Consider the following 12975-nt stretch of genomic DNA (forward strand, 5'->3'; position numbering starts at 1 on the left):
ATGAATCGTCATCGCGCTTCAGGTTGCCGTTCGAGCATGATCTTTTCGGAAAACCGCTGCGCACTTTTCCGGATCATGCTTTAGCGCGCGCGGCGCGAGAAGAACGAGATCAGGACCGGCAGCGTCACCAGGATGACGACCGGCGCCAGCATCATGCCGGTGACGACGACGACCGCGAGCGGCTTCTGCACCTGCGAGCCGATGCCTTCCGACAGCGCGGCGGGCAGCAGGCCGACACCGGCGACCACGCAGGTCATCAACACCGGGCGCAGCTGCAACTCGCCGGTGCGGATCACCGCGCCCATGCGGTCCATGCCTTCCTCGATCAGCTGGTTGAACTGCGAGATGATGATGATGCCGTCCATCACGGCGATGCCGAACAGCGCGATGAAGCCGATCGCGGCCGAGACGCTGAAAGCGGTCCCGGTGATCAGGAGACCGAGCACGCCGCCGAAGATCGCCATCGGGATCACGCTCATCGCGAGCAGCGTGTCGGTCATCGAGCCGAAATTGAACCAGAGCAGGATGCCGATCAGCGCCAGCGAGATCGGTACCACGATCGACAGCCGCCGGATCGCGTCCTGGAGATTGCCGTACTCGCCGACCCATTCCATGTGCGAGCCGGGCGGCAATTGCACCTGGCTGGCGATCTTCTGCTGAGCCTCGCGGATGGCGCTGCCGAGGTCGCGCTCGCGCACCGAGAACTTGATCGGCAGATAGCGTTCCTGCTGCTCGCGATAGATGTAGGCCGCACCCGAGACGAGGCTGATGGTGGCGACTTCGCTCAACGGAATCTGCGTGACGGTGCCGTTCGGCCCGGGCGCGCCGATCCGGATATTCTGAATCGCCTCCGCGCTCCGGCGGTATTCCGGCGCGAGACGAACGATGATCGGGAAGTGGCGGTCGCTTCCGGGCTCGTAGAGATCGCCCGCGGTGTCGCCGCCGATCGCGACCTTGATGGTGGCGTTGATGTCGCCCGGTGCAAGCCCGTAGCGCGCGGCCTTGGCGCGGTCGATGTCGATCTGAACGGTCGGTTGCCCGAGCGAGGTGAACACCGCAAGGTCGGTGATGCCCTGCACGGTCGACAGCACCGACTTGATCTTGTTGGCGGTGTCGGTCAGCGCCTGAAGATCGCTGCCGAACAGCTTGATCGAGTTCTCGCCCTTCACGCCGGAGACGGCTTCGGAGACGTTGTCCTGGAGATATTGCGAGAAGTTGAATTCGACGCCGGGGAAGCGGTCGTCGAGCTGCTTGAGCAGCTCCGCGGTCAGCTCTTCCTTGTCATGCGTGCCCGGCCACTCGCTCGCGGGCTTCAGCGGCGCGAAGAATTCGGCGTTGAAGAAACCGGCGGCGTCGGTGCCGTCGTCGGGACGGCCGTGCTGCGACACCACGGCATCGACCTCAGGCCGGGAGCGGATCAGCCTGCGCATCTCGTTGACGTAGGTGTTGCCTTCCTGGAGCGAGATGGTCGGCGGCAGCGTGGCGCGAATCCAGAGATTGCCCTCCTCCAGCTTGGGCAGGAATTCGAGGCCCAGCAGCCGGCCGAGCGCAACCGTCATCAGCACGAGGCCCACCGCGGCACCAAGCATGATGTTGCGGTTGGCGACCGCCCAATGCAGCACCGGCATGTAGATCCGGTGCAGGATCGACATGATCCTGGTCTCGGTCTCCTCGACATGCGCCGGCAGGATGATCGCGGACAGCGCAGGCGTGACGGTGAAGGTCGCAAGCAGGCCGCCGGCGAGCGCGTAGGCATAGGTGCGCGCCATCGGTCCGAAGATGTTGCCTTCGACGCCGGAGAGCGTGAACAGCGGCAGGAAGGCAGCGATGATGATCGCGGCGGCAAAGAAGATCGAGCGCGACACGTCGGCCGCGGCGCTGAGGATGGCGTGGCTCTTCATGCCGAACAGCGTCTCCGGCGACATCTGCTCGGATTCGCTCGTCGGCGTGGTCTGCGTCAGGCGGCGGAAGATCGCCTCCACCATGATCACGGTGGCATCGACGATGAGGCCGAAATCGATCGCGCCGACCGACAGCAGGTTCGCCGACTCCCCGCGCAGCACCAGGATGATCACGGCAAAGAACAGCGCGAACGGAATAGTAGCGCCGACGATCAGCGCACTGCGCAAATCGCCGAGGAAGATCCACTGCAACAGCACGATCAGCAAAATGCCGACCACCATGTTGTGCAGCACGGTGTGGGTGGTGAGGTCGATCAGATCCTTGCGGTCGTAGATGCGCTCGATGCGCACGCCCGGCGGCAGGATGGTGGAGTTGTTGATATCGGCAACGAGCTGCTCGACCCGCTTGATGGTCGGCGTGCTCTGCTCGCCGCGCCGCATCAGGACGATGCCCTGCACGATGTCGTCGGCCTCGTCGAGGCCGGCGATGCCGAGCCGGGGCTTCTGGCCGACGGTGACGGTGGCGACGTCCTTGACCAGCACCGGATTGCCGTTGGTCTGGGCGACCATGGTGTTGGCAAGATCGTCGATCGACTTGATCAGGCCGACGCCGCGCACCACGGCCGATTGCTGGCCGATATTGACGGTGTTGCCGCCGACATTGACGTTGGAATTGCTGACCGCCTGGAGCAATTGCGGCAAAGTCAGGCCGTTGGCGACCAGCTTGTTGTTGTCGACCTGGAGCTCATAGGTCTTGCTCTTGCCGCCCCACCCGGTCACGTCGATCACGCCGGGCACGGCGCGGAAGCGGCGCTGGAGGATCCAGTCCTGGATGGTCTTGAGGTCGAGCACGCTGTAGTTCGGCGGGCCGACCAGGCGGTAGCGGAAGATTTCGCCGATCGGGCTGAGCGGCGATATCTGCGGCTGCACGTTGCCCGGCAGCGGCGCGAGCTGCGCCAGGCGGTTCAACACCTGCTGCAACGCCTCGTCATAGGTGTAGGCGAAGGAGAACTGGAGTTTGACGTCGGAGAGGCCATAGAGCGAGATGGTGCGGATGGTCGTGAGGTTCTTCAGACCCGCGACCTGGGTCTCGATCGGGATCGTGATGTAGCGCTCGATCTCTTCGGCCGACAGGCCCGGGCTCTGGGTCACGATGTCGACCATCGGCGGGGTCGGATCGGGATAGGCCTCGATGTTGAGCTGGTTGAAGGCAATCAGGCCGCCGATGAGCACGGCGACGAACATGCCGACCATCAGGTAGCGCCGGTTGACGGCAAGGGCGACGAGACGATCCATTCAGGGCTTCAGTTTCTTGGGTCGTTGATCAGCTACCGGACGCCGCGCGGTCGATGAACAGGCTGCCCTTGACGACGACCTTCTCGCCGGGTTTCAGGTTGCTGGTGACCTCGACGAAGTTGCCGTTGATGAGGCCGATCTTGATCTGGCGCAGCTCGACCGACTTGTCCTCTCGCGCGACCCAGATGCGGACCTGGTCGCCTTCATAGATCAGCGCCTGCTTCGGTACTGCGGGCGCGGCGCGGTCACCGGCCGAATAGATCGTGACGTTGGCGAACATTTCCGGCTTGAGCAGGCCATCCTTGTTGTCGATGGTGGCGCGGACCAGCAGGCGGCGGGTGTTGGGATCGATCGCGGCGGCGACGTAGTTGATCTTGGCGGTCAAGGGGCGACCCGGCAGCGCCATCACATTGACGGCGATGTCCTGCCCGACGCTGACGGAAGCCGCATCGCTCTCGCGCACGAAAGCAGTGAGCCAGACCGTAGAGAGGTCGCCGATCACGAAGACCGGATCGCTGGCGCCGGCGCTGACATACTGACCGGGTCCGACCTTGCGCTGCACGACCGTGCCCGAGATCGGTGCATAGATCGTGATCTCGGGATTGATGGTGCTCTTGTTCTGGAACGCCTTGATCGTCTCGTCAGTGAAACCCAGGATGCGCAGCTTGTTGTTTGCGGCCTCCAGCGCCGTCACTGAGGAGCGCATGTCGTTCTGCGCCTGGACCTGAGTCGCTTCCGCCTGCTGATAATCCTTCAGCGGAATGGCGCGCCCCTCGTAGAGATCCTTGGCGCGCCTGAATTGGATGTCGGCAAGCTCAAGCGCCGACTTCGCCTTGTTCTGCGACGTCATCGCCGTGATGAAATCGTTCTGGGCCTGCACGGTGTCGGCGGCCTCGATCGTGAACAGCGGTTGCCCCTGCATCACGCTCTCGCCGGGCTTCGCGAGCAGCTTGGTCACGCGGCCCGCATAAGGCGAGAACACCGGCGTCGAGCGGTCCTCATCGACCGCGACCTTGCCTTCGGTGACGTATTCGGCCCGGAAGGTCTTGGCATTGACCGGCTCGATCGTCAGCGTCGCCCATTCGGATGGTGTCGGTGTGAAATTCTGGGCGTTCCTGCGCGACTGGCTGGAGACTTCGGAGTGGTTCTTCTCCTTGGCGCCTGCATAGAGGAAGCCATAGGCGCCGGCCCCGGCAAGCGCCAGTAAAACTACGGATGTGATCACCCGTTGTTTTGTAAGCAACTGCAAACGCTTGGTATTTTCAGCTACCATGGGGCCCGGTCGTGTCTGCGACGATCTCGGCAGACGGCTGCCTCATCGGTCGCGCTAATAGTGCCGAATTGAGATTTCAAACAACCTAAAAAACGCTGGCGGTCCTTCGGTTTGCGTTAAAATTTTGCGACACGTCAGCTTCCCGTCAGCTTCAGCGCGGCCATTGCGGCGGGTGGCTGCCGAGCGGCGTCGCCGGACGGCTCCATCGCGCCGGCGTTGCCGACAGCACGGCCGAATGGCGCACCGCGCTCAACGTGCCGAAGCCAGATGACACGGCTTCCATGAACGCAGGATGTACGTCAGCGCCCGTAAGATCCGGGGTGTTGAGACCGCTATCGAGCCGGCCGAGAGTCCACAGCCAGCGTCCGGTCTGCGCCAGCGACACGCGCACATGCCAGCTGCCGCCTTCGCGGGCCTGGCGCGCCTTGGCCATCATCGCGCCGAATGCCATCAGATAGCCGGTAGCGTGGTCGAGCATCTGCGCCGGTAATTCCTTCGGTCCATCGATGCCGGCGGCCTTCCCTTCCGCATCGTTGAAGCCGGTCGTGGTCTGCACCAGCGAATCGAAGCCGCGCCGCTCCGCCCAAGGGCCGGAATGGCCGTAGGCCGACAGCGTGACATAGACGATACCGGGATTGATGCTGGCTAAGTCCTCCGGCGAGAAGCCGAGGGCCGCGAGCGCGCGCGGGCGATAGCCCTGCGAGAAGATGTCGGCGTCCTTCAACAGCTCGCGCAGCTGCGCGCGTCCCGCCTCGCTCTTCAGTTCGATGAAAGTGGTGAGCTTGCCGCGGCCGGTGTCGATGGTGAGCCAGGGAATGGCGGGCAGCTCGGGCCCTGAGACGAGCAGCACGTCCGCGCCATGGGCGGCGAGCGTGCGACCAGCGACCGGACCTGCGATGACGCGGGAGAGATCGAGTACGCGGAGGCCGGCCAGCGGGCGGTCGCCTTGCGGCCACGGCTTCGGCGGTGCGTCGCCGATCTTCTCGACCGAGACCAGCGGCAGCTCGGCGAGCGCACGCGATTGCGGCAGCGCCGACCATTCGTCATGGCTGCGCATCAGCGCCACGACGCCGCCGGCAGCATAGGCTGCGGTTTCAAAATCCGCACCCTTCCATTGCATCAGCGCGGCCTGCACCTTCTCGCGTTCCGGCTCGCAGCCGAGCACGTTGCAGACGGCGTCACGATGATGCGGGAAATTCGTGTGGCAACGGACGAAGCGGTTGTCGCCGGTCCTGTAGACACCGGCGATGGCGTCCCAGGCCGGGGGCGGCGGCTTGTCGTCGACGCGCAAATAGCGCTCGGAGCGGCATTCGACCACGGCGTGGCGCATGTCGACGGACACATCCTGCGCCTCACCGCTGCGCAGCTTCCAGAGCTCGGCGGCGGCAAGGCCGGCGGCTGCGATCGTCGTTTGTCCGGCGACGGCGACGCGAAACGAGGACGGGATTTGCGGCTCCTCACCCGTCAGGCGCACACGCGCAAGCGCTGCCGCATCGCCGCCGGCGGAGGTCCAGATGTCCTTGAGAATTTGGGTGGGGCTTTGCATGGCCGCTTCTCTCCCTTAGTTTTTACGACCTTCCATTACCACATAAGGGAATGCAATGGCCGCCATCGATCCCCTCACCGCAGGCGCCGTATTCATCGCAACGGCGGCCACCGACGCAGTCTATGTGATGTTCACTTCGGCCGTGATTGCGCGCAAGCGCGTGCCGGCAGCGAACTGGAGCGCAGTTTGGTATCTGCTCTCCTCCTACGCCGTGATCAGCTACACCGAAAACGCCTTCTATGTCGCGTTCGCGGCGATCGGCTCCTGGGTCGGCGCCTATGCGTCGCTGACCTTCCTGCACCGCCCGCCTGGCGGCCCGCCGGTGGGGGCTGCGCCGGAGTGAGGAGCGGCATCATTGCGGAAACCGTAATCGAGGGCTCAAGACCCCGGCGACAAGGACGCGCGCTGTCGCCGTCTGCGGATGAGCCACGTCGCCCATCTGATCAGCCAGTTCGGAGCATTCAGGTAGCGCAAGGTTTCCATCTCGCCTTCCTGACGTCGCCACTGAAAATTCCTGTCAGAGTAAAAGTCATGATTGCCGGCACACCACTCCAACGCACGCGCAATTTCATCCTGCAAGGGCTCGCTGGCAGGCAGCTTCGCGAGGAAACTCAACTCGCGCCGGAGACATACCACTTCGATCCGGGTACGCATTGCCTCAAGATACTGGATGCCCCATCCTTCCAATCGGGCATGAGTCGCTTCATGAACGATCGTGGAAGCGAGCTGCTCAAGCGTCATCGTCTCGCTGAGAACGTAACGTTCATCGAGGGCGCAGGCGTTCAATGACCGATCGTAGTGCGCCTGAGCGCTGGGGAGCAGGTGCACCCATATTCGGTCGAGGTTGCGGGTGATACGGGAATAGTTGAGTGTGTCGTGGCGCTTGATGAGCTGGAGAGCCGCTTCCACGCGGCGCAACGCCGGGTAAGGTTTGCTTTCGGTTGTCCCGATCCAAAGCCTGTCGATCGTGTGGCTCTTGGATAACCAGAGGCCCAGCCTATCGATCCGTGAGGATCTTCGATCCGGCTTTACGGCGACGGCGAGGCCGCGCGGTCGTTGCGGCGATTCCAGTTGCTGCAAACATCACCCCGTCATGTCGAAATCGGGCACGACGAAGGATATAGGCGTGTCTCGCTTTCGGGTTGCTTAGAGACTTAATTCAAATCGTATTGATCGTTGGACGGGATCAACCGATCCTTGCAGTTGTTCACGACTCCTCAATGGAAATCCCGCGACGGCGGCAGGATGCGGACATTGCGGGGGTGGCGGATTTTTTGCGCCGGCATATCAGCGTGGTCGCGGCGGTCGTCGTTGAGCGGCTCGTCCACAGTGGCGCCTGTCGGCACCGGGTGCTTGCGGCTCAGGGTATCATTGGCAAGACCGACCAGATCGTGCGAGCGGTCGATCATCCTCTGGGCGATGAGATGCGTCACCTTCTCCGGACTGCTCTGGATATAGCCCTCGACCAGGATGAGGCGGGCGCCCATCACCTCTTTGCGGTACTGCTCCATGATCTTGGGCCACACCACGACATTGGCGATGCCGGTTTCGTCCTCCAGCGTCATGAACACCACGCCGCTGGCGCTGCCCGGCCGCTGCCGCACCAGCACCACGCCGGCACAACGGACACGGCGCCGCTCGTTCTCGTGGCTGATCTCCTTGCAAGGCACGATCCGCTCGCGCGAAAACATCTCGCGCAAGAACTCCATCGGATGGCCTTTGAGCGACAGCCGAATGGTCTGGTAGTCGGCGACGACCTGTTCGGGGCGCGGCATCAGGGGCAACGGCTTGGCCTGCTCGTCCGGCTGCTCGCGCGCGGTCGCAGCTTCGAACAGCGGCAGTACCACATCGTCCGGCAGCCGCCGCACCTGCCACAGCGCCTCGCGGCGATCGAGCCCGAGCGAGCGGAACGCGTCGGCGTCCGCGAGCAGGATCAGCGCGCGCTTGGGCAAGCCGGTATCGCGGGCAAAATCCTCGAGCGAGGTGAAGGGGCGTCGGTTGCGGGCGGCGACGATGCGGTCGGCCCAGTCGGATGCTCCGTCATTCCGGGGCGCGCCACTTGGCGCGAGCCCGGAATCCTTTCCTCCTCCAGGCGTATGCGGACCGATGGATTCCGGGTTCGCGCGACGCGCGCCCCGGAATGACAGCTGAGAGCGCTTTAAGCGCTCTTCATCCTCATCAAGCCAGTGAAAGCCATCGATCTGACGGAAGCCAAGACGCACGGCGCAATATCTGTCGTCGGTGTTCTCCAGCGTGTTCTGCGCAAAACTGTAGGACACGTCGATCTCGCGCACCTCGACGCCGTTCTTGCGGGCGTCGCCGACGATCTGGGCCGGCGCGTAAAAACCCATCGGCTGGGAATTCAGCAAGCCGCAGCAGAATGCGTCGGGGTGATAATGCTTCAGCCAGGAGGAAATGTAGACAAGTTGCGCGAAGCTCGCCGCATGGCTCTCGGGAAAGCCGTAACTGCCAAAGCCCTTGATCTGCTCAAAACAATTCCTGGCGAATTCCGGCGCATAGCCGCGCGCGATCATGTTGCCGATCATCTTGTCTTCGAACTTGCCGATGGTGCCGACATTGCGGAACGTCGCCATCGAGCGGCGCAGGCCGTTGGCCTCCTCTGAGGTGAATTTTGCAGCCTCGATCGCGATGCGCATCGCCTGCTCCTGGAACAGAGGCACACCCAACGTTTTGTGCAGCACCTTGTAGAGTTCGTCCGGCTCCCCATGCTCGGGTGACGGCGCCGGATATTTTTCCTCCTCGACCCCGTTCCGCCGCCGCAAATACGGATGCACCATGTCGCCCTGGATCGGTCCCGGACGCACGATCGCGACCTCGATGACGAGATCATAGAAGGTCCGCGGCTTCAGCCGAGGCAGCATGTTCATTTGCGCGCGGCTCTCGACCTGGAAGACGCCGAGCGATTCTCCATCACACAGCATGTTGTAGACCTTGGGATCGTCCTGCGGGACGCTCGCCAGAACCCACCGCTCGCCCTTGTGCCGGTCGATCAGATCAAAACATTTGCGAATGCAGGTCAGCATGCCCAGCGCGAGCACGTCGACCTTCATCATGTTGAGCGCGTCGACGTCGTCCTTGTCCCATTCGATGAAGGTGCGATCCTCCATCGCGGCATTGCCGATCGGCACATAGGTGTCGAGCCGGTCCTGCGTCAGCACATAGCCGCCGACATGTTGCGAAAGGTGGCGCGGGAACTCGATCAGCTCGGTCGCAAGCTCGACCGCGAGATTGATCATGGGATTTTGCGGATCTAGCCCGGCCTGCCGGACCTGCATGTCGTTGAGGCCCTTGCCCCAGCTGCCCCAGACGGTGTCGGCGAGCGCGGCGGTGACGTCCTCGGTCAGGCCGAGCGCCTTGCCGACGTCGCGGATGGCGCTGCGCGGGCGATAATGGATGATGGTGGCGATGATCGCGGCGCGGTGGCGGCCGTAGCGGCGATAGACATATTGCATCACCTCTTCACGCCGCGAATGCTCGAAATCGACGTCGATGTCGGGCGGCTCCAGCCGCTCCTTGGAGATGAAGCGCTCGAACAGCAGATCGACCTTGGTCGGATCGACCGAGGTGATGCCGAGCACGTAGCAGACGGCCGAATTCGCCGCCGAGCCGCGGCCCTGGCACAGAATGTTCTGGCTGCGCGCGTAGTGGACGATGTCGTGCACGGTGAGGAAATAGTGCGCGTATTTCAGCTCGGCGATCAGCGCGAGCTCTTTCTTGAGAGTGGCAAGAAGCTTCTCGTCGATTTTGGCGATGCCGCCGAAATATTTGTCGACGCCGGCCCAGGTCAGGTCCTCCAGATGCCCCTGTGCCGTCTTGCCCGGCGGCACCGGCTCGTCCGGATATTGATATTTGAGCTGATCGAGCGAAAACTCGATCTTGTCCGCAAAGCGCGTGGTCTCCGCGATGGCCGCGGGAAAATCGCGAAACAACCGTGCCATTTCGCGTGGAGTTTTAAGAAAACGCTCGGCATTGGCTTCCAGCTTCCGCCCGATCGCTTCGATCGTTGTCTTTTCCCGGATGCAGGTCAGCACGTCCTGAAGCGGACGGCGGCCGGGATCGTGATACAGCACCTCGTTGGTCGCGAGCAGCGGCACCTTTGCTTTTGCTGCGAGATCATCGAGCTGCGCCAGGCGACGCCGATCGTCGCCGCGATAGATCAGGCTTGCCGCGAGCCACACGCCCTCGGCGCGGCTCGCCTTGAGCTTTGAAAGAACATCCAGCGCCTGCGTCGGCTCGAAACGATGCGGCAGCGTCAGGACCAGGAGCTGGCCTTGCGAAAATTCCAGGAGATCGGCGAAGGTCAGGTGACACTCGCCCTTCTCGATCCGCGTGATGTCGTTGCCGCGCTTGCCCCTGGTGAGAAGCTGGCACAGCCGGCCATAGGCGGCGCGGTCGCGCGGATAGATAAAAATGTCGGGCGTGCCGTCGACGAAGACGATGCGCGTGCCGATCAGGAGCTTTGGCTTGTGCAGCACCTTGTCATTGTCGAGCTCCTTGTAGGCCCGCACCACGCCGGCCAGCGTGTTGTGATCGGCGATGCCGATCGCGGCAACTCCCAAGATGCTCGCCTGATGCACATAGGCGCGCGGGTCCGAGCCGCCGCGCAGGAAGGAGAAATTGGTGGTGATGCCGATCTCGGCATAAGCGGGCGAGGTCATGCGAAGAGCCCATGCACATACCATTTGGGAGGAACCGGCTTGCCGTCGTCGTCGACGCATTCCCCTTCATAGAGCCCGTCGCGAAAGATCCAGAAGCGCAGGCCCTCGGCATCCTCGATCCGGAAATAATCCCGCGTCAGCTGCTTGCCGTCCTGCCGCCACCATTCCATGGCGATGCGCTCGGGTCCCTCCACCCGCACCACCGCATGCAGCGCGCGCCGCCAGGTGAATTGATGCGGCGGGCCGTCCGGCACGGTCGCGAACGGCACTGTGACCGGCTCCGGCCTGTCGAACAGCCGCAGCGGACGCAGCGGTGGCTCGCTCTCGACGCGCACAGGCCATGTGGCCTGCGCAGCGGCCGCGAGATGATGCTGCGCCGATGCAGCCAGCACCGCGTGCTCGGGGATATGGGTGTCCTGCGGCAGGTGCACGACGACGCGCTTACCGCCGATGCGGGCGGCGATGCGATCGATCAGTGCGGTGAGCTCGTCATTGTCGTGGACATGCGCGTCGAGATCGCGCTGCTCCTGTACCACGATCTCGGTGCGGCTCGCCGACAGCCGCACCATGTCGAAGCCGAAGCCGGGATCGAGGGGATCGGCGAGCGCGTCGAGCCGCTCGCGGAACAGGCGGTCGATCACCGCGCTTCGCGTCACCGGCCGCCCGGTCTCGACCATGATCGCGCGCACCACGCCGTCGGTGCGGAAGAAGGCGGCCTCCAGCCTCCGCGCGCCCTTGCCCTGCTTCTCCATGGACGTAACAAGCGTGTCGGCGAGCCGCGACAGCGTCATCGCGATCATGGTGTCGGTCGCGATCGGCTCGGCGAAGCGTTTTTCCACGATGTAATCGGGCAGCGGCTTGCGCGGGCTGATCGGCGCATCGCCCTGCCCGAGCGCATGCGCAAGCAGGGTTGAAAACCGCGCCCCGAACCGCGCCGTGATCTCATGCGGCTCGCGCGAGGCGACATCGCCGATGGTTTTCAGGCCTGCGCGGCGCAGGCCGGTGGTGATCGCCTCGTCCGCGCCGAGCGCGGACACCGGAAGCGTGCGGATCGCATCCGCCTCCCCGCCATCGGCGACGATGGTGCCGGAGGCCTGCCGCGTCAGCGTGCGCGCGCAGACCGAGGTGCCGGCGATCGCCGCGCTGACGGCAAAGCCCTGGCGGGCGAGCGCGCGGACCAGCGTCCGCAACAGCGCCGCCTCGCCACCGAACAGATGGGCGCAGCCAGTGATGTCCAGGAACAGCCCGTGCGGCGGATCGAGCGCCACCAGCGGCGTGAAGCGGTCGCACCAGTCGGCAATGTCGCCAAGCGTCTTTGCATCCGCCACGACATCGGCGTCGAACACTTTCAAGTCCGGACACATCGCCCGCGCATTGGCCAGGGGCTGACCGATATGCAGACCGAGGCGCTCGGCGACATCGTCGAGCGCATAAATGACCAGCGCATTGTTGTCCTTGATGACGACAATGTTCGGCTCATTGCTCTTAACTAGCCCGGCGCCGTTGAAGAACCGCTGGATCCGGTCGATGGGCAGGCGCGGCAGCCACAGGCTGAGGATACGCCGACGGTTCACTGAACTGGCACTCATCACATTTCCATTCCATGATCCACCGGCCGCACGGGCCATGACGATTGCGCAACAGCTCGACATCGAAGCGCGGCGCGCCCCAGGCGCTCCACGCCGGGCCTGGCGGCGAATGCGCCGCGCGCAGCATCCATCGCGTCTCCGCGGTCGAGGGCAGCGGCTGCGCGGCCATCCGCAGCAGCAGGCCGGTGACGCCGGAAGATTGCGCGGCCAGCGTCAGCTTGCGGCTCGCCACGAGATCGAACTGTCGCGTCTCACCCCAGAGCTCGAGCACGACCGCGCCGAGCGCATCGCAGGCGAGCGCATCGGCCGAGGTGCGCAGCGCGCTCTCCACGTCAGCCGCACGCACCATCACCACGCGGCGCGGATCGAGGCCGAGCTCGGCGAGCCCGCTCATCGACAACGCGCCGGTTTCAAGTTCGGAAAAATCCTGCCGCACCCACAGCAGCGGCCGGCGCGCCGTCACGCGGCCCGCAAGCCCGGTGACGAATCCCGTCGCGGCCGCGCCTTGAGACCCAGCGCAAAACACCTCGTGGATCGCCGCGCGCGCGAGCCCGCCTTGCAGCGCGCAGTCCACCTCGCCGTAGCCGAGCGCGACGCGATCGCGATGGTGCACGACCTCCGCCGTCTCGATCCGTTCGATCTGGCTGCGCAAGGTCGCAAGCGCGCTCATGCGTGCGCTCATGCTCGCCGC

General features: G+C 64.3%; 8 protein-coding genes. 1 reads left to right on the forward strand and 7 read right to left on the reverse strand.

Annotated features, from left to right (window positions below; translation table 11 throughout):
• Positions 1 to 80: 80 nt before the first annotated feature.
• The 3 genes from IC761_RS24280 to IC761_RS24290 all read right to left on the reverse strand — a co-directional run bounded on the left by IC761_RS24280 (position 81) and on the right by IC761_RS24290 (position 6016).
• Positions 81 to 3197 (reverse strand): efflux RND transporter permease subunit, encoded by a 3117-nt coding sequence (locus IC761_RS24280; protein WP_195799163.1) that lies wholly within the window; start codon positions 3195 to 3197, stop codon positions 81 to 83.
• 28 nt (positions 3198 to 3225) lie between these two features.
• On the reverse strand, positions 3226 to 4470 hold the full coding sequence (locus IC761_RS24285) for an efflux RND transporter periplasmic adaptor subunit (RefSeq protein WP_195799165.1): 1245 nt from the start codon (positions 4468 to 4470) through the stop codon (positions 3226 to 3228).
• A 151-nt stretch (positions 4471 to 4621) separates the two neighbouring features.
• Entirely contained in the window at positions 4622 to 6016 is a 1395-nt protein-coding gene (locus tag IC761_RS24290; protein ID WP_195799167.1) for a CoA transferase, read from the reverse strand.
• A 55-nt stretch (positions 6017 to 6071) separates the two neighbouring features.
• On the opposite strand from IC761_RS24290, the gene IC761_RS24295 reads away from it, so the two are divergent.
• On the forward strand, positions 6072 to 6359 hold the full coding sequence (locus IC761_RS24295; RefSeq protein WP_195799168.1) for a hypothetical protein: 288 nt from the start codon (positions 6072 to 6074) through the stop codon (positions 6357 to 6359).
• Positions 6360 to 6394: 35 nt separating this feature from the next.
• Here IC761_RS24295 and IC761_RS24300 read toward each other — a convergent pair whose 3' ends face one another.
• The 4 genes from IC761_RS24300 to IC761_RS24315 form a co-directional block, all read right to left on the reverse strand.
• On the reverse strand, positions 6395 to 7096 hold the full coding sequence (locus tag IC761_RS24300; RefSeq protein WP_195799170.1) for a hypothetical protein: 702 nt from the start codon (positions 7094 to 7096) through the stop codon (positions 6395 to 6397).
• 137 nt (positions 7097 to 7233) lie between these two features.
• Positions 7234 to 10695: an error-prone DNA polymerase gene (locus tag IC761_RS24305; RefSeq protein WP_195799172.1), complete on the reverse strand. Its 3462-nt coding sequence runs from the start codon at positions 10693 to 10695 to the stop codon at positions 7234 to 7236.
• A complete protein-coding gene (locus IC761_RS24310; RefSeq protein WP_195799174.1) occupies positions 10692 to 12284 on the reverse strand; it encodes a Y-family DNA polymerase in 1593 nt (530 codons plus the stop codon). The genes IC761_RS24305 and IC761_RS24310 overlap by 4 nt, the downstream gene beginning before the upstream one ends.
• Positions 12181 to 12966, reverse strand: coding sequence for an ImuA family protein (locus tag IC761_RS24315; RefSeq protein WP_195799175.1), 786 nt, complete (start codon positions 12964 to 12966; stop codon positions 12181 to 12183). Before IC761_RS24315 ends, IC761_RS24310 begins: the two co-directional genes overlap by 104 nt.
• Positions 12967 to 12975: the final 9 nt, after the last annotated feature.

This window comes from Bradyrhizobium commune (assembly GCF_015624505.1).
Taxonomy (GTDB): Bacteria; Pseudomonadota; Alphaproteobacteria; order Rhizobiales; family Xanthobacteraceae; genus Bradyrhizobium; species Bradyrhizobium commune.